Annotated in this window: 17 protein-coding genes; 10 read left to right on the top strand and 7 right to left on the bottom strand. The window is 72.8% G+C overall.

The window, feature by feature from the left end:
- The first annotated feature begins 257 nt into the window (after positions 1–257).
- Together proP and ABD207_RS27945 are read left to right on the top strand one after the other, a co-directional pair.
- Positions 258–1,688, top strand: coding sequence for a glycine betaine/L-proline transporter ProP (proP, locus tag ABD207_RS27950; RefSeq protein WP_344015980.1), 1,431 nt, complete (start codon positions 258–260; stop codon positions 1,686–1,688).
- Positions 1,689–1,713: 25 nt separating this feature from the next.
- Positions 1,714–2,385, top strand: a complete 672-nt coding sequence (locus ABD207_RS27945; protein ID WP_344015979.1) for an O-methyltransferase — start codon at positions 1,714–1,716, stop codon at positions 2,383–2,385.
- A gap of 56 nt (positions 2,386–2,441) precedes the next feature.
- Here ABD207_RS27945 and ABD207_RS27940 read toward each other — a convergent pair whose 3' ends face one another.
- On the bottom strand, positions 2,442–2,834 hold the full coding sequence (locus ABD207_RS27940; protein WP_344015978.1) for an FHA domain-containing protein: 393 nt from the start codon (positions 2,832–2,834) through the stop codon (positions 2,442–2,444).
- A gap of 86 nt (positions 2,835–2,920) precedes the next feature.
- Here ABD207_RS27940 and ABD207_RS27935 point away from each other — a divergent pair, with 86 nt between their 5' ends.
- Complete coding sequence (locus ABD207_RS27935; RefSeq protein WP_344015977.1) at positions 2,921–3,349, top strand: DnaJ family domain-containing protein; 429 nt, start codon at positions 2,921–2,923, stop codon at positions 3,347–3,349.
- A 131-nt stretch (positions 3,350–3,480) separates the two neighbouring features.
- On the opposite strand, the gene ABD207_RS27930 is transcribed toward ABD207_RS27935, so the two are convergent.
- Together ABD207_RS27930 and ABD207_RS27925 are read right to left on the bottom strand one after the other, a co-directional pair.
- Positions 3,481–4,053 carry a hypothetical protein gene (locus ABD207_RS27930; protein WP_344015975.1) on the bottom strand — a complete coding sequence of 191 codons (573 nt, stop codon included), beginning with the start codon at positions 4,051–4,053 and terminating at the stop codon, positions 3,481–3,483.
- Positions 4,054–4,056: 3 nt separating this feature from the next.
- Positions 4,057–4,728, bottom strand: a complete 672-nt coding sequence (locus ABD207_RS27925; RefSeq protein WP_344015974.1) for a hypothetical protein — start codon at positions 4,726–4,728, stop codon at positions 4,057–4,059.
- 96 nt (positions 4,729–4,824) lie between these two features.
- On the opposite strand from ABD207_RS27925, the gene ABD207_RS27920 reads away from it, so the two are divergent.
- Positions 4,825–5,328: a GNAT family N-acetyltransferase gene (locus ABD207_RS27920; RefSeq protein ID WP_344015973.1), complete on the top strand. Its 504-nt coding sequence runs from the start codon at positions 4,825–4,827 to the stop codon at positions 5,326–5,328.
- 123 nt (positions 5,329–5,451) lie between these two features.
- On the opposite strand, the gene ABD207_RS27915 is transcribed toward ABD207_RS27920, so the two are convergent.
- Entirely contained in the window at positions 5,452–7,560 is a 2,109-nt protein-coding gene (locus ABD207_RS27915) for a DHA2 family efflux MFS transporter permease subunit (protein WP_344015971.1), read from the bottom strand.
- 159 nt (positions 7,561–7,719) lie between these two features.
- On the opposite strand from ABD207_RS27915, the gene ABD207_RS27910 reads away from it, so the two are divergent.
- Positions 7,720–8,730, top strand: coding sequence for a peptidoglycan-binding domain-containing protein (locus ABD207_RS27910; RefSeq protein WP_344015970.1), 1,011 nt, complete (start codon positions 7,720–7,722; stop codon positions 8,728–8,730).
- Positions 8,731–9,070: 340 nt separating this feature from the next.
- On the opposite strand, the gene ABD207_RS27905 is transcribed toward ABD207_RS27910, so the two are convergent.
- Together ABD207_RS27905 and ABD207_RS27900 are read right to left on the bottom strand one after the other, a co-directional pair.
- The gene (locus tag ABD207_RS27905) at positions 9,071–9,733 is read right to left on the bottom strand and encodes an HAD family hydrolase (RefSeq protein ID WP_344015994.1); all 663 of its coding nucleotides are present in this window, start codon (positions 9,731–9,733) and stop codon (positions 9,071–9,073) included.
- 200 nt (positions 9,734–9,933) lie between these two features.
- Complete coding sequence (locus ABD207_RS27900) at positions 9,934–10,515, bottom strand: TMEM165/GDT1 family protein (RefSeq protein WP_344015969.1); 582 nt, start codon at positions 10,513–10,515, stop codon at positions 9,934–9,936.
- Positions 10,516–10,937: 422 nt separating this feature from the next.
- On the opposite strand from ABD207_RS27900, the gene ABD207_RS27895 reads away from it, so the two are divergent.
- The 4 genes from ABD207_RS27895 (at position 10,938) to ABD207_RS27880 (ending at position 15,078) form a co-directional block, all read left to right on the top strand.
- Positions 10,938–11,582, top strand: a complete 645-nt coding sequence (locus ABD207_RS27895) for an HNH endonuclease family protein (RefSeq protein WP_344015968.1) — start codon at positions 10,938–10,940, stop codon at positions 11,580–11,582.
- 89 nt (positions 11,583–11,671) lie between these two features.
- Positions 11,672–13,327, top strand: coding sequence for an alkaline phosphatase D family protein (locus ABD207_RS27890; protein ID WP_344015967.1), 1,656 nt, complete (start codon positions 11,672–11,674; stop codon positions 13,325–13,327).
- A gap of 277 nt (positions 13,328–13,604) precedes the next feature.
- Entirely contained in the window at positions 13,605–14,054 is a 450-nt protein-coding gene (locus tag ABD207_RS27885; RefSeq protein ID WP_344015966.1) for a DoxX family protein, read from the top strand.
- A 421-nt stretch (positions 14,055–14,475) separates the two neighbouring features.
- Entirely contained in the window at positions 14,476–15,078 is a 603-nt protein-coding gene (locus tag ABD207_RS27880; protein WP_344015965.1) for a DedA family protein, read from the top strand.
- 81 nt (positions 15,079–15,159) lie between these two features.
- Here ABD207_RS27880 and ABD207_RS27875 read toward each other — a convergent pair whose 3' ends face one another.
- Positions 15,160–15,390 (bottom strand): DUF2277 domain-containing protein, encoded by a 231-nt coding sequence (locus ABD207_RS27875; protein WP_344006561.1) that lies wholly within the window; start codon positions 15,388–15,390, stop codon positions 15,160–15,162.
- Positions 15,391–15,497: 107 nt separating this feature from the next.
- On the opposite strand from ABD207_RS27875, the gene ABD207_RS27870 reads away from it, so the two are divergent.
- Positions 15,498–15,857 (top strand): hypothetical protein, encoded by a 360-nt coding sequence (locus tag ABD207_RS27870; protein ID WP_344015964.1) that lies wholly within the window; start codon positions 15,498–15,500, stop codon positions 15,855–15,857.
- Positions 15,858–16,149: the final 292 nt, after the last annotated feature.

The following is a 16,149-nucleotide window of genomic DNA, read 5'->3' as shown; positions in this document are numbered from 1 at the left end:
TTGTCCGGTCGACGATAGACGCCGGGCGGTCAGGTTGCGCTCCGAGGGCGCGAGAAGGATCACATCCGAACGGGCGCGAACCGGGTCGCGAGGGGCGCTGCGTGCCTGGACATCGCGCATTTCCGTGCATCCTGCAACGATCCGCGTACCACCCGTAAAGGGATAAGCGGCGCCTATCGTCGCGTACTTGGCCCGCCCGACAGCGCCGCCGCGCGGAGCCCGTCCCTGTCCCCGTCGAAAGGTAGGCGAGCGTCGTTTTGTCGATTGCTCCTGTCGCCGCTCCCCCGTCCCTGCACAAGGCCACGCGGCCCGAGGCGCCCGGCGCCCGGGACGCCGCACCCACCGTGACCGACCCCGCGCTGGTCCGGCGCGCCGTGAAGGCGGCCGCGCTCGGCAACGCGATGGAATGGTTCGACTTCGGTGTGTACAGCTACATCGCGGTCACCCTGGGCAAGGTCTTCTTCCCGTCGGGCAACCCCACCGCCCAGCTGCTGTCCACCTTCGGCGCCTTCGCGGCGGCCTTCCTGGTGCGCCCGCTGGGCGGCATGGTGTTCGGCCCGCTGGGCGACCGCGTGGGCCGGCAGAAGGTCCTCGCCCTCACCATGATCATGATGGCCGCGGGCACCTTCGCGATCGGCCTGATCCCCTCCTACGCCGCGATCGGTGTCGGCGCCCCGATCCTGCTGCTGGCGGCCCGCCTGGTGCAGGGCTTCTCCACCGGCGGCGAGTACGCGGGTGCCTCCACGTTCATCGCCGAGTACGCCCCCGACAAGCGGCGCGGCTTCCTCGGCAGCTGGCTGGAGTTCGGCACGCTCGCCGGCTACATCGCGGGCGCGGGCCTGGTCACCCTGATGACCGCGCTGCTGTCCTCCGGCGACCTGCTCTCCTGGGGCTGGCGCATCCCGTTCCTGATCGCGGGCCCGATGGGCATCATCGGCCTGTATCTGCGGATGCGCCTGGAGGAGACCCCGGCGTTCGCCGCTGAGGTGGAGAAGGCCGAGAAGAACCGGCCGAAGGTACCGCTGCGCGAGATGATCACCGGCCAGTGGCGGGCGCTGCTGCTGTGCGTGGGCCTGGTGCTGGTGTTCAACGTCACCGACTACATGCTGCTGTCGTACATGCCGAGCTACCTGACGAGCGAGCTGCACTACGACGAGACGCACGGGCTGCTCGTGGTGCTCGGTGTGATGGGGCTGATGATGCTCGCCCAGCCGTTCGTCGGCGCGCTCACCGACCGGGTGGGCCGCCGTCCGGTGATCGCCGCCGGCTGCGCCGGCTTCCTGCTGCTGTCGGTTCCGGCACTGCTGCTGATCCGGGACGGCTCGCTGCTCGCGGTCGCCGCCGGCATGGGCGCCCTGGGTCTGCTGCTGGTGTGCTTCACCGCGGCCATGCCGTCCGCGCTGCCGGCGCTGTTCCCGACCCGGGTGCGCTACGGCTCCCTGTCGATCGGCTTCAACGTCTCGGTGTCCCTGTTCGGCGGCACCACCCCGCTGGTGGTCACCGCGCTGATCGGCGCGACCGGCGACGTGATGATGCCCGCCTACTACATGATGGCCGCGGCCGTGATCGGCGGTTTCGCGGTGTGGCGGACGGCGGAGTCGGCCGGAAGGCCGCTGCCCGGTTCTCCACCGTCGCTCGAGGCGGAGAAACTGGAGGGCGAGGCGGCCGGGACCACCGGCTCCGCCTGACCCACCGGACGAAAGGCACGGGCGCATGAGCGACGAGCAGCTCTGGCACGAGGTGGACGACTACCTCACGGCCCGCCTCGCACCAGGTGACGAGGCCCTGGACGCCGCGCTGCGGGACAGTGCGGCGGCCGGGCTGCCGTCCATCGCCGTCGCACCCAACCAGGGCAAGCTGCTCCAGCTGCTCGCCCAGGTCCAGGGCGCCCGGCACATCCTGGAGATCGGCACGCTCGGCGGCTACAGCACCATCTGGCTGGGCCGCGCGCTGCCGCCGGACGGGCGGCTGATCACCCTGGAGTACGAGCACCGGCACGCCGAGGTCGCCACCCGCAACCTCGCCCGGGCCGGGCTGGACAAGCAGGTCGAGGTGCGGGTGGGTCCGGCGCTGGAGTCGCTGCCGCGGCTCGCCGACGAGAACCCGCCGCCCTTCGACCTGGTCTTCATCGACGCCGACAAGGCCAACAACGCCCGCTACCTGGAGTGGGCGCTCCGGCTCACCAGCACCGGCAGCCTGATCGTCCTGGACAACGTGGTGCGCGGCGGCCGGATCGCCGACCAGGACAACCACGACCCGGACGTGGAGGGCACCCGCGCCGCACTGGAGATGATCGCCGAGCATCCGCGGCTGAGCGGCACGGCCGTCCAGACGGTCGGCGTCAAGGGCCACGACGGGTTCGCGCTGGCACGGGTGCTGGCCTGAGCCCTCGGGTCTGAGCCCGCCGGGGGCGCCCCCGCGGGGCGCACACCAGGAGTGCCCTAGACCTCGTGGTAGAAGCCCACGTTGATGCTGCGCGGGGCGGTGCGGTCGTGGATCACGATCTCGCCGTTGCCGCCCCTGGGCAGCGCGACGGTGCCGCCGTAGGCGACCGGGCCGGTGTACTCGCCGACGGTGATGCGGACCTCCGAGGACGGCTCCGGCAGGGAGCCGCGCAGCCAGGTCAGATGCCAGGTGCCGTCCTGCCCGCACTGGAACTCCAGGTGGACGCGGGAGACGAACAGCCAGTCGTCCGGGGTGACCAGCCGGCACACCGAACGGTCGCGTCCCACTCGCAGCACGGCGCCCGGCTCGCTGGGTGCGTCGGCCATCTGCATCCCGGCCGTGGCACCCTCTTCCGCCGCGGTCACGGCGGCCATGGTGAGTTCGAGCACGTGCGCTCCTCCTGTGACGATCCGGCTGGCTGAGATCCGCCGCATGATAAAACGCCCGGCTGTACTCCGTCCGGCACAATGGGTGCATGACCGAGCGCAAGCCCCCCGGCGTGAGCTTCGAGTCGTTCGCCGACAAGCAGATCCGCGACGCCGAGGCGCGCGGGGAGTTCGACCGGCTGGAAGGTGCGGGCAAGCCCCTGCCGCGCGATATCGAGACCACCTACGACGAGCTGTGGTGGGTCAAGCGCAAGATGTCCCGCGAGGGCCTGTCGGTGCTGCCGCCGGCGCTGGCGCTGCGCAAGGAGGCCGAGGACGCGCTGGAGGCGGCGCTCGCGGCGCCCTCGGAGCGGCTGGTGCGGAAGATCCTCACGGAGATCAACGCGAGGATCCGCGAGATGATGTTCAAGCCGCCGCCCGGCCCCCCGCTGGGCAAGAAGCCGTATGACGTCGAGGAGGTCGTACGGCAGTGGCGGGAGCGCCGGGAGGCGGCGGGCGGCCGGGGCCTTTCGTCGTAGTCGTAGGCGTAGCCGTAGAGGCGGTCGTGTAGGCGTAGCCGTAGAGGCGGTCGTGAAGGCGTAGCCGTAGAGGCGGTCGTGAAGGCGTAGCCGTAGAGGCGGTCGCAGTCGGAAGGAGCGGTTCGCCCCGTTCAGACGTGCAGCAGCCGCTCGGCGAGCTGCCGGTAGTCCCGCAGGGCCAGGCGCAGCTGCTCGGTGTCGGTGGCCGCGGTGCCGCCGTCCTCGCCGGCCTCGGCGGCCTGCCAGGCCCGGCGCAGCGTGCGGCGCCGCTCGGTCACCGCGTGGGTGACACGCTCGGTGAGCTCCTGGAGCACCTGGTCGGCCTCGGCCACCGCCTCGCGCGGGGTGTCGACGAACCCGGCCACGGCGTGCTGGAGCTGCGCGGTGAGCTTGTCACAGTCGTCGCGGGCGAGCAGCCCCTGCCCGGAGCCGGAGCCGTGGAGGCCGTCGCCCCGGCTGTCGTGGGCGCCGCGGTCGGAGCCGGCGCCGGTGTCACGGCGGGTGTCCTCGGCCGCGAGGCGGTCGCGTTCGGCGGCCAGGGCGGTGGTGTCCGTGGCCGGGACGTCCTGGGAGCCACCGGAGCCGGACGTGGCCGGGGGCTCCGTGGACTGCGGGTGGGCGGCGACCAGCGGGCTGTCGCTGCCGTCGTCGGCGGGGGCGCCGCCGGCCGTGGGGTTCTCGGGATGCCGGGTGGTGTCGGCCATGATTCAGCTCTCCTTCGTCTGGCGCCGGTGCAGCAGCGACGGCGTGTGCGAGCCGCGCGCGGACCGGGTCTCGTGCTCGCGTTCCGGGGCGGCGCGGTGACGTCCGCCGTCGTGGCCGGACGGGCGCAGCAGCTCGTCGAACAGGGCACGGGCCTCGACCATCGCCTCGCGCATCTCCTCGGTGCCGGCGCCGCCGTCTGCCGCGCCGCTCGCCCGCGCCCGGGTCGCCCGGTGCACGCGCCGGTAGCCGTCGACGTGGTGGGCGTGGTGCACGGACAGGGCGGCGAACTGCTCCTCGTACTGGCCGCCGTCGGGGAAGCCGCGGGCGCCGGCGAGTTCGGAGATCAGCCGGTCGGCCTCGGCGAGCGCCTCCCGCGGCGACTCGACGAACCGCTCCTGGGCGGCGGTCCAGCGCGCCTCGAAGCCGTGCCGCTCGGTGGGCTCCAACTCCCGCATGCGCAGGGATCCGTGGCGCTCGACGCGGTCGGCGAGCTCCCGCTCGGCCGCCTGGGTGTCCCCGTCGTGGCGGGCGACGGCCCGCTCGTACTCCGGCCCGAAGCGCCGCTCGAGGCTCATGCCGTGCCGGGGTCCGCGGGCGCGCAGGGCGACGACGGCGGCGACGGCCACGAGGACGACAGCAATCACGATCAACGCAATGATCAGTCCAGTGGACATGTATGCCTTCCGGGTTCTCGTCCCAACCGGCACTCCTGGCGAGCCGGTTCGCGAAATCGGGTAGCCCCGAACGGCGTCCGCAAACAGAATGCGGGGATGACCTGGACCGTTGCCCCCGAGCCGCCCGGCTCCCCGACCGCCGCCATGCTCTGGCGCGCCTACTACACCGAGGTCAGCGACCGCTGGTATCTGCTGCACGAGGGACGCCGGACCGACCCCGGGGAGCTGGAGCGGGAGATCGCCGCGCGCGGCGGTGCCGGCCTCGCGCCGCCGCGCGGGCTGCTGCTGGTCGCACGGTACGCGGGCGAACCGGCGGGCAGCGCCGGCATCCGGCTGTCGCCGGACGGCACCACGGCCGAGCTGACCCGGGTGTTCCTGTACGAGCGGGTGCGTGGCCGGGGCGGGGCGGCGCTGCTGGTGCGGGCCGCCGAGGAGGCGGCGCGGGCGCGCGGGGCCCGCCGGATGATCCTGGACACCCGCAGCGACCTGGTCGAGGCCCGCGCCCTGTACGCCCGGCTCGGCTACACGGAGACCGAGCCGCACAACGCCGACCCGTACGCCGAGCACTGGTTCACCAAGCCGCTCGAGCCGCTCGGCTGAGCTCCCGGTTCCGGCGGAAACCCTTCTGGTCCTCCCGGACCCCCGGCCCCTTCCCGTCTCAGACCGCGCGTGACGGGACTCGGACCGCGCGCGTGACGGACTCAGACCGCGCGCGTGACGGACTCAGACCGCGCGCGTGACCGGACGCTCGCCCCGCGGGCTCTCGCCGCGCGGGCGCTCGCTGCTGGAGCCGCACAGCTCGCCGGACAGGTCGTGCACCAGCTGCACCAGGTCGGTGGGCCGCTCCGGCCCCCACCAGTCGCCGAGCAGTTCGGCCAGGGACTCCTCGCGGGCCTGCGCCAGCCGCTCGGCGACCGTCCGCCCCTCCTCGGTCAGCACCAGGTCGGGTCCGCGCCGTGCCGCCAGGTGCCGGGACTCGACCTGGCGGGCGGCGTCCATCACGACGCTCAGCGGGATGGTGGTGCGCTCGGCGAGCAGCGCCGGCTCCACCGAGCCGTGCCGGCGGATCCGCAGCAGCAGCCAGCTGGACGCGGGCAGCAGGTCGTAGCCCGCGCGGGCGGTGATCTTCCGGTAGATCTCGCGGCGCCCCTCGCGCGTGCCGAGCAGGGACAGCGCGCGGCACACCTCGTCGTAGGAGGACCGCTCGACGGGGTTGCTGGCGAGGGTCTCGGTGACGTCGGGCGCGGTGACCGAGGCGCGCAGCCGGTCCTCCCGCAGGAACCAGGCCAGCACGAACCCGGCGAGCGCGACCGGCGCGGCGTACAGGAAGACGTCGGTGATGGCGACGGCGTAGGCGTGGACGGCGTCCGGGCGCAGCGCGGGCGGCAGGGCGTCGATGCCGCGCGGGTCGGCCTCCAGGGCGGCCGGGGTGACTCCGGGCGGGAGCTGGGCGCCGCGGAAGGCGGCGGCGAGTTCGTCGCCGAGCCGGGCGGCGAAGATCGTGCCGAAGATGGCGACGCCGAAGGAGGCGCCGATGGAGCGGAAGAACGTCGCGCCGGAGGTGGCGACGCCGAGGTCCTCGTAGGAGACGGCGTTCTGCACGATCAGCACCAGGACCTGCATCACCAGGCCGAGACCGAGCCCGAAGACGAAGAAGAAGGCGCTCATCTCGCCGGTGGGGCTGTTCTCGTCGAGCTGGTGGAGCAGCAGCAGCCCGAGGGTGGTGACGGCGGTGCCCGCGACCGGGAACACCTTCCAGCGGCCGGTGCGGCTGACGATCTGCCCGGAGCCGGTGGAGGCGATCAGCATGCCGGCCACCATCGGCAGCATGTGCACACCGGACATGGTGGGGGTGACGCCCTGGACCACCTGGAGGAAGGTCGGCAGATAGGTCATCGCGCCGAACATCGCGAAGCCGACGATGAAACTGATGACGGCGGACAGCGTGAAGGTGCGGATGCGGAACAGCTTCAGCGGCAGCACCGGCTCGGCGGCCCGCCGCTCCACCGCCACGAAGGCGACGGCGAGCACCGCGCCCAGCACCGCAAGCCCCACGATCTGGGTGGAGCCCCAGGCCCAGGTGGTGCCGCCGAGGGAGGCGACCAGCACCAGGCAGGTGGCGACGGCGGCGATGAGGAAGGTGCCGAGGTAGTCGATGACGTGCCGGGTGGCGCGGCGCGGGATGTGCAGGACGGTGGCGATCACGGCGACCGCGACGACGCCGACCGGCAGGTTGATGTAGAAGACCCACCGCCAGCTCAGATGCTCGGTGAACAGCCCGCCCAGCAGCGGGCCCAGCACGCTGGTCGCGCCGAAGACCGCCCCGAACAGCCCCTGGTAGCGGCCCCGTTCGCGGGGCGGCACGAGATCGCCGACGATCGCCATGGACAGCACGATCAGGCCGCCTCCGCCCAGGCCCTGCAGCGCGCGGAACGCGATCAGCTGGGCCATGTCCTGCGCGGCCCCGCACAGCGCCGAGCCGATCAGGAAGATCACGATGGCGGTCAGGAACAGCCGTCTGCGCCCGAACTGGTCGCCGAGCTTGCCCCACAGCGGAGTGGCTGCGGTGGAGGCCAGCAGATAGGCGGTGACCACCCAGGACAGGTGCTCCAGGCCGCCCAGCTCGCTGACGATGGTGGGCAGCGCGGTGGAGACGATGGTCTGGTCGAGTGCCGCGAGCAGCAGGCCGAGCAGCAGGGCGCCGATGGAGACGAGCACATTGGCGGACACCTGCTCGCCGGCGCCGCTGTCCGGCCCGGCCGGCGGCCCCGTGCCGGGCGCGGGCCGGGTGGCGCTCGCGTCCGGCGTGCCGCCGTGCGCGTCATCGGCCATGGAGACCTCCACAGAATCCCGGGTTCCTCTCCATCGTGATCGGTGTGTCCCGTTATGGCCTGTCGAGTCCGGGCGGAAGTTCACATTCCGGGGGCGCGCCACGGCCGGTGTGGAGAAGATCTGCATAATCTCTGGAGTTCGCGAGGGGAGGGACGACGCGTGGAACAGCCGAGGGGGAACCCGTGCCCGGAGTGCGGCACGCCCAGAAACAGCGACCACACCCCTTCCTGCGCCTGCACCGACCGCGCCGCCGAAGCCCTGCGCGACGCCCGGACGGCGGAGGCCGCCGCCGCCGAGGACTTCGATCCGCTGCGCATCCGGCCGTACGTGGAGCTGGACGGCCGCCCCGCGGCCGATACGCCGGACGAGGAGGCCGGCGCCTCCGGCACCCCGGCCGACGCGACCATGCCGCTGCGCGCCGTGCCCCCGGAGACCACGGCCCTCCCCACTCCGCTCGCGCCGGCCGCCGGCCGGCCCAGCCCCGACGACCTGGAGCTCTTCGAGACCACGCCCTCGCCGGGCGAGCCCGCCCCGGTCTCCCCCGACGACACCGCACCCCCGCGCCGGCGCCGCGGCGCCACTCTGCTCGCGGCAGCGGGAACCGTGGTCGCCGTCGTCGGCGCCGCCGGCTGGGCGAGCGGCCTCTTCTCCTACGAGCCCCCGTCCCGCGACGAGTCCCTCCCGGACGAGACCAGGGCGAGCGTCCCCGACGTCACCCCCTCGGAGGTCTCCCCCGCCCCCGGCTCCGGCGCACCCTCCGCCTCCCCCTCCTCATCCCCGTCCGGCTCGCCCTCCGCCAGCGCGAGCACGTCCGGCTCCCCCTCCCCGTCGGCCTCCAGCGCCACCCCGTCCCCGTCCCGGACGTCCCCGTCCGCCCGCCCGTCGACCAGCGACGCCGAGCCGGCCGAGACCGCCCAGGAGGACGAGGGCGCCCGCCGCGAGGCCCCGCCCCCGGTGCTCCGCCGCGGCGACCGGGGCGAGGAGGTGGCGGAACTCCAGTCACGGCTGGCCCAGTTGCACCTCTACAACGACGAGATCCACGGCAACTTCAACCGCCGCACCGAGGAAGCCCTGCGCACCTACCAGTGGTCCCGCGGCCTCCGCGACGAACTAGGCGTCTACGGCCCCGAGACCCGAAAACTCCTGGAATCCGAAACCCGCGAACCCTGAAACCAACGCGCCCCAATACGGGGCGCGGGGCCCCTCACAACCCCGACCGGCACCCACTCCCCCAGGGGCGCGGGGAACTGCGCGACCAGCCACACACGACCCACACCCGGCAACGCACCTCAGACACCCCCCACGGGCACGGGGAACCGCACCGACGGCCCCCTCACAACCCCGACCGGCACCCCCTCCCCAGGGGCGCGGGGAACTGCGCGACCAGCCACACACGACCCACACCCGGCAACGCACCTCAGACACCCCCAGGGGCGCGGGGAACTGCGCGACCAGCCACGCACAACCCGCACCCGGCAACGCAGCTAACCGCCCCCCACCACCCCCGCGTTCACTCCCCGATGTGCAAACGAACCCCGCCGTCAACCCCCGCCTCAACCCGCACCTGCGTAAGGTCCCGCACCACAACATCCGGCCCATGCGCCCCGGCCCGAGGCCCGACCCCAACGACCCGCATCCCCGCGGAGCGCCCCGCCGCGATACCCGCCGCCGAGTCCTCGAACACCACACACTCGGCCGGGTCGACCCCCAGCTCGGCCGCGCCCTTCAGGAAGCCCTCCGGATCCGGCTTGCTCGCCCCGACCGACTCGGCCGTCACCCGCACCTCGGGCATCCGCAGCCCCGCCGCCGCCATCCGGGCCGTGGACAGCGCGACGTTCGCCGACGTCACCAGCGCGTGCGGCACGCCTCGCAGGGAGGCGAGGAAGTCCCGGGCACCGGGGATCTCGACGACACCCTCGGTGTCGGCCGTCTCCTCGGCCAGCATCCGCGCGTTGTCGGTGTAGTTCTCCTCCATCGGCCGGTCCGGCAGCAGCAGTGCCATCGAGGCGTAGCCCTGCCGCCCGTGCACGACCTTCATCACCTCGTCCCCGTCGAGCCCGTTGCGCTCGGCCCAGCGGCGCCAGACGCGTTCGACGGCCGCATCGGAGTTGACGAGGGTGCCGTCCATGTCCAGCAGGAGGGCCCGGGCGGTGAGTACGGCGGTGGCCGGCATCGGCAGCTCCAGTCGCTTGAGGCGGAGGAACTCGGCGGCGCTCCCCCGGAAGGACAAGGCGGCCCCGCCCGCCGGTCAGGGAGAACGGGCGGGAGCCACTTTGTTCACCCACGGTACAAAACGATCCCGCCCCCGCGCCACCGGCCTCCCCCGCACCCCCCGGCGACGACCCCACGGTCACAGAACCCCCGACGACGGCCTCACCCGGTGACCGCCTCCCAAAGACTCCACACCCCGAGCCCCAGCATCAGCAGCGCAGCAACCTGCGTGATCAGCCGCAACGGCACCCGCCTCATCAGCGCCTTGCCACCCACGATGCCCAGCCCCGCCACCGCCCACAGCGCCAGCACCGCACCCAGCCCCACGGAGAGCGGGTCGTCGTAACGAGCGGCGAGATTCGCCGTCATGATCTGCGTCAGATCACCGAACTCGGCGACGAGGATCAGCATGAACCCGGCCCCGGAGACCTTCCAGAAGCTCTGGTTCGCCGGCTTGCGGATCTCCTCCTCGTCCTCGTCCTTCTTCATCAGCAGCATGGCCGCGCCGCCCAGGAACAGCACCCCGGTGAGCGCGTGCACGATCTGCTGCGGCAGCAGCGTCAGCACGCTGCCCGCGGCCACCGCGAGCGCGACATGCAGCGCGAAGGCGGCGGCGACGCCGGCGAAGACGTAGGAGGCGCGGTAGCGGGTGCCCAGGACGAGACCGGCGAGCGCGGTCTTGTCGGGCAGTTCGGCGAGGAAGACGACGCCGAAGACGACGGCCGTCACGGTCAGGCTGATCAACGGTTCCTCAATCGGTCGGGGCTGCCCCACCGAGAGTGCTGTGCGACAAGCGGACACCTCGGCACGGCAGCGCACTCGGTGCCCGTGCCGTGCGGCACGGGCATGCACTGCTTGCCGAAGGTCTCGCTGGCGGGCCCGAGCACCTGAACGTGCTCGCAGGCCGCCTCCGGGCGCCGGCTCAGGCGGGCTGAGCAGTATGTCGACGGTCCGGCGAAGAGCTACTCCCCTTCTGCGCCCTCCATCGTACGGGACACCCTCATCGGACCGCGGGCGAGAAAATTCACAGCTCAACCACACCGCACCCATAGACGTGTCATGAACACGTCTCTAGCTTCTTACCGGAGAGACCCCTCTCCGTCATGCGGCGTGGCGAGCATGCCCCTGCTCGTGTCTCAACGCCCCTACCCCACAAGGGAGTTCGCATGCCGAAGTTCTACGCGCGTCGACGGCTGAGCGTCCTCACCGCGCTCACCGGGCTCATAGCCTCCCTCGGGCTGTTCAACGGCCCGACCGCCTCCGCCGCTCTCCCCACCCCCATCAGCGCCTCCACCGCCCGCAGCTATCTCGCCACGCTCACCGTGGCCAGCGAGGACCGCACCGGCTACGACCGGGACCTGTTCCCGCACTGGATCACCCAGTCCGGCACCTGCAACACCCGCGAGACCGTCCTCAAGCGCGACGGCACCAACGTCGTCACCGACTCCAACTGCGCCGCCACCAGCGGCAGCTGGTACTCGCCGTACGACGGCGCCACCTGGAGCGCCGCCTCCGACGTCGACATCGACCACCTGGTGCCGCTCGCCGAGGCCTGGGACTCCGGCGCCGACTCCTGGACCACCTCGCGCCGCCAGGCGTTCGCCAACGACCTGACCCGCCCGCAGCTGCTCGCCGTCACCGACAACGTCAACCAGGCCAAGGGCGACCAGGACCCCGCCACCTGGATGCCGCCGCGCTCGGCGTACCACTGCATCTACCTGCGGGCCTGGGTGCAGGTGAAGTACTACTACGACCTGTCCGTCGACCCGGCCGAGAAGTCCGCGCTGCAGAGCCGCCTGGCCAGCTGCTGACGCCCGGTCCGTAAACGCCTGACCTCCGGGATCTCCCCGCGGGCCTCCGTCGCTGCGTACCGTACGCAGCGACGGAGGAAGGGGTCACCATGGCCGGACTGCGCCTCGGACCGCTGCTGAGATACCTCGACGGCTCGTCGGCGACCGTCTGGGTCGAGACGAGCCGTCCGGCCACCGCCGAGGTGCGCTGCGCCGACGGCAGCGGCGGCAGCGCCCCCACCTTCCAGATCGCGGGCCACCACTACGCGCTGGTCACGGTGACCGGGCTGACCCCGGGCACGGCCACCCCGTACGAGGTGTTCCTCGACGGAACCCGGGTCTGGCCGCTCGCCGAGGAGCCGTACGCCTCCCTGCCGCCCTCGGTGATCGCCGCGCCGGGCCCCGGCGCCGGAACCCGTATCGCCTTCGGCTCCTGCCGCTGGGCCTCGCCGCCGCCCGGCGAGCCCGACCCGGTCGGCCCGGACGCCCTGGACGCCCTCGCCGCACGGCTAGCCGCCGACCCCGCCGGGGAACGCCCCGACGTCCTGCTCCTGCTCGGCGACCAGGTGTACGCCGACGAGACCTCCGACGCCACGCGCGCCTGGCTCGCCGCCCGCCGCGATCTGAGCGACCCGCCCGGCGACCAGGTGGCGGACTACGAGGAGTACACCCACCTCTATTACGAGTCCTGGCTCGACCCGCGGGTGCGCTGGCTGCTGTCCACCGTGCCCTCCTGCATGATCTTCGACGATCACGACGTGATCGACGACTGGAACACCTCCGCGTCCTGGGTCGAGGACATGCGCACCACCTCCTGGTGGCGGGAGCGGGTGCTCAGCGGGCTGATGTCGTACTGGGTGCATCAGCACATCGGCAATCTCTCCCCTGCGGAGCTGGCCGCCGACCCGGTGTACGCGGCCGTGCGGGAGGCTCCCGACGGCACCGACACGCTGCGCGCCTTCGCCGCGGCCGCCGAGGCGGACGCCACCGCCGTGCGCTGGAGCTACCGGCGCGACTTCGGCCGGGTGCGGCTGCTGATGGTGGACAGCCGCGCCGCCCGCGTACTGGAGGAGGGCCGGCGCTCCATGCTCGATCCGGGCGAGTGGGAGTGGCTGCGCACCGAGGCCCGCGAGACCCGCGGCTCCTGTGACCACCTCCTCATCGGCACGTCCCTGCCCTGGCTGCTGCCGCACCTGGTGCACGACGTGGAGGCGTGGAGCTCGGTGCTGTGCGGCGGCGCCAAGGGGCCGCGCTGGGTGCGCCTGGGCGAGAAGCTGCGGCGGGCGGCCGATCTGGAGCACTGGCCGGCCTTCCCGGAGTCGTTCGCCGAGCTGGCGGAGCTGATCGCCGAGGCCGCGTCGGGCCCGGACGCGCCGGCCACGGTGTGCGTGCTGTCCGGCGACGTCCACCACGCCTATGTCGCCGAGCCGCACTGGCCCGAGGGACGCGAGCCTCAGGCACGGGTGGTGCAGCTGACCTGTTCGCCGGTGCACAACTCCATTCCGCTGTCGATACGGCTCGGCTTCCGCTTCGGCTGGAGCGCCCCGGCCCGCTGGCTCGGCCGCCTCTTCCTCCGGCACGGCCGCTGCGGGCGGCCGCCGGTGAGCTGGCGCAAGACCGGCGGGCCCTGGTTCGGCAATCAGCTCATGACGCTGTCGACGCGCGGGAGTTCGGCGGTGCTGCGCCTGGAGCACGCCCGCGCGAAGGGGCGCGACGGGGCGGCGGCACGGCTGCGCACCGTGAGCGAGACCAGGCTGAGCGACTGAGCCTGCGAAGGGGCGCGGCGGCGCGGCGGCGCGGCGGCGCTCCAAGCGGCCGGGGTGTGGAGTGCGTCACGACGTTGAGCACCGGCCCCGGGGGCGGCACGTATCCCTCACCGGTGACGTCAAGGGGCAGCGGCGAAGGGGCCGTTCTGCCCGCATCGGCGTGATCTCAGAGCCGAAACTTGAACTTGCAAGTATTGGTTAGGTCGACCTAACGTGGGCGCCCGGTGTTCCCCCGGACCGGCCGACCGGGCCGGCCTGACCGAAGGAGACCCCGCACATGACCGAACGCCTCAACAGCTGGCAGCCGTATGCCCTCGGGCTGTTCCGCATAGTGGTCGGCCTGCTGTTCGCCTGCCACGGTGCCCGCGCCCTGCTCGGGGCGTTCGGCGGTGTGGACGGCAACGGCGGCACCGAGGAGATGGGCGCCTGGCCCAACTGGTACGCGGCCGCCATCGAGTTGGCCGGAGGCAGCCTGGTGCTGCTCGGCCTCGGCACCCGCGCCGCCGCCTTCATCGCCTCCGGTGCGATGGCCTACGCGTACTTCACGGTGCACCAGCCCGAGGCGCTGTGGCCGATCCAGAACGACGGCGAGGGCGCCGCGATGTACTGCTGGGCCATGTTCCTGCTGATCTTCACCGGCTCCGGCGCCTTCGGCCTGGACCGCCTGTTCGCCCGGCGCACCTCCGGACAGGAGCAGCAGCCCGACCGGTCACCGGTGGCCGCCTGATCCACGGCGGGGCTCCCCGCCGCCCCCGGGCCCCGGTGGCCGATGACGGCGCACCGGACTCCCTGCTCCCGGCCCGCGGAATCGCCGCTCCCGGCACGAGGCTCTCCGCGCCCGGCGCGCGGACTCCCCCCTCCCGGCACGAGGACTCCCCGCTCCCGGCACGAGGACTCCCCCCTCCCGGCACGAGGACTCCCCGCTCCCGGCGCGCGGACTCATCGTTCGTCGCGTCGTTCGTCGCGCGGCTTCTCCCCCCCTCCGGCACACGCACCATCCTCGTCCGACGCGCGAACCCCCCGTGACCCTTCTGTCACCCGCCGCGCGTACGCTGTATGGCTGTCATCGGCCACTCCTGCCTCATCTGCCGCTCCCCCGCGACAGCCCGGCACGGTCTGGCCCACGGGGGAGCCATGGGGAGTATCGGGTGGAGAGTCTCGCGTCGCTGGTCGGGAGCCCATGGATCTATGCGGTGGTGGTGCTCTCCGTCCTGCTCGACGTCTTTCTGCCGGTGCTGCCCAGCGGTGTCCTGGTGATCACCGCGGCCACGGCGGCCGCCGCGGGCACCGCGACCGACGTGCCCGACATCGTGGTCCTCACGCTGTGCGCCGCCACCGCCTCCGTGCTGGGCGATCTCGTCGCCTACCGGCTCGCCTGGCGCGGCGGACCCCGGCTGGACCGGGCGATAGCCCGCTCCCGGCGGCTGACCCACGCGCAGGAACGTCTCGGCGCGGCACTGGCCCGCGGCGGCGGCGCGCTGGTCGTGCTCGCCCGGTTCGCGCCCGCCGGACGCTCGGTGGTCTCCCTCGGCGCGGGCGCCGCCCACCGCCGCCCCCGCGACTTCCTCCCCTGGTCCGCCCTGGCGGGCCTGACCTGGGCCGCGTACAGCGTGGCCCTCGGCTACTTCGGCGCCCGGTGGCTGGGCGCCACCTGGGTCGCCACGGCCGTCTCCGTCGGCGCCCTCTTCGGGGCGGGCGCGGGAGCGGCCTTTCTGATGCGCCGCCACCCCCGCCCGTCCGAGGCGTCCTGATTCCTTGACCTTCCTCGACCTTCCTCGGCCTTCCTCGACCTTCCTCGACGCGGAGGCGGCGACCCCGGACGGGAGCCGCGCCTAACCCGCCTTGCGGGCGGGGGCGCCGCGCACCTCCAGGCCCGCCAGGAGTTCGGCGGTGGCCTCGGTGATGGCGTCCACGGCCCGGTCGAAGACCTCGCGGTTGTGGGCGGCCGGCGCCCGGAAACCGGACACCTTGCGGACGAACTGCAGGGCTGCGGCCCTGATCTCCTCCTCGGTCGCCTCCTCGGGCAACGCGGGCGGACGCAGGGTCTTGATGCTCCGGCACATGCCCCCAGTCTGGCCCCTGCCGGCCGCCTCTTCCACGATCGGGTGAAAGGCAGCGCGGACTCCCGTACAACCCACCCCATAGAATCGAACAGGCGTATCATTGGGGCGTGGCCGAGACCTATGACTTTCCGAGTGACCTCCTCGCCGGTCAGGAGGAACTGCATCAGGTCCGGGCCGAGCTGTCGGCCCTGCTGAAGCGCCTCCCCTGGTCGGTCGAACCTCTCGACGGCTTCAGCGACGACAACGGCTGGCGCAAGGTCGAACGCCCGGCCTCGCCCGGCTGGACCGAGGACGAACAGGCCGAGGTGGAGAAGCTGCGGCGCCGCGAGCACGAGCTCGCGGTGTTCATCAGCACCCACCGCTACTGGTCCGAGCTCAGCGGCGCCGACCGGATGCGCGCCCGCTCCGCACTGAAGCACGCGCACGAGCAGACGGCGAAGGACGCCGCGAAGAAGGACGGCGAGTAGCCGGGCAACGGCGACAGGCCCCTGCGTGGTCGCGCAGGGGCCTGCGTCAGGTGGGCGCGGGGAGTGACCGCGCGCGCAGTTGATCCCTCAACGATCTCCCGAACGATCAGCAAGAGGCCCCTCACCGAACCGGCGAGGGGCCTCTGACCTGTGTGGGCGCGGACGGTTTCGAACCGCCGACATCCTGCTTGTAAGGCAGTACGCTTAGCCGAGACTCTAACCAGCAACAACGTCAACTAGGATGGCGTCCCGCCAGGTGGTGTAGCCGATCAGTGTTGAGGTGTGCGCGGGC

The sequence above is a fragment of the Streptomyces thermospinosisporus genome (assembly GCF_039526425.1).
Classification (GTDB): Bacteria; Actinomycetota; Actinomycetes; order Streptomycetales; family Streptomycetaceae; genus Streptomyces; species Streptomyces thermocarboxydovorans.
The sequence above is the reverse complement of the archived record's forward strand: the minus strand, read 5'-3'. Positions and strand labels throughout refer to the sequence as shown.

What these genes read in the sequence shown, in the direction of transcription:
- ABD207_RS27945 (WP_344015979.1), top strand. Translation starts at nt 1,714, where the DNA reads ATGAGCGACGAGCAGCTCTGGCACGAGGTGGACGACTACCTCACGGCC.
- ABD207_RS27935 (WP_344015977.1), top strand. Translation starts at nt 2,921, where the DNA reads ATGACCGAGCGCAAGCCCCCCGGCGTGAGCTTCGAGTCGTTCGCCGAC.
- ABD207_RS27930 (WP_344015975.1), bottom strand. Translation starts at nt 4,053, where the DNA reads ATGGCCGACACCACCCGGCATCCCGAGAACCCCACGGCCGGCGGCGCC.
- ABD207_RS27925 (WP_344015974.1), bottom strand. Translation starts at nt 4,728, where the DNA reads ATGTCCACTGGACTGATCATTGCGTTGATCGTGATTGCTGTCGTCCTC.
- ABD207_RS27920 (WP_344015973.1), top strand. Translation starts at nt 4,825, where the DNA reads ATGACCTGGACCGTTGCCCCCGAGCCGCCCGGCTCCCCGACCGCCGCC.
- ABD207_RS27915 (WP_344015971.1), bottom strand. Translation starts at nt 7,560, where the DNA reads ATGGCCGATGACGCGCACGGCGGCACGCCGGACGCGAGCGCCACCCGG.
- ABD207_RS27905 (WP_344015994.1), bottom strand. Translation starts at nt 9,733, where the DNA reads ATGCCGGCCACCGCCGTACTCACCGCCCGGGCCCTCCTGCTGGACATG.
- ABD207_RS27895 (WP_344015968.1), top strand. Translation starts at nt 10,938, where the DNA reads ATGCCGAAGTTCTACGCGCGTCGACGGCTGAGCGTCCTCACCGCGCTC.
- ABD207_RS27890 (WP_344015967.1), top strand. Translation starts at nt 11,672, where the DNA reads ATGGCCGGACTGCGCCTCGGACCGCTGCTGAGATACCTCGACGGCTCG.
- ABD207_RS27885 (WP_344015966.1), top strand. Translation starts at nt 13,605, where the DNA reads ATGACCGAACGCCTCAACAGCTGGCAGCCGTATGCCCTCGGGCTGTTC.
- ABD207_RS27875 (WP_344006561.1), bottom strand. Translation starts at nt 15,390, where the DNA reads ATGTGCCGGAGCATCAAGACCCTGCGTCCGCCCGCGTTGCCCGAGGAG.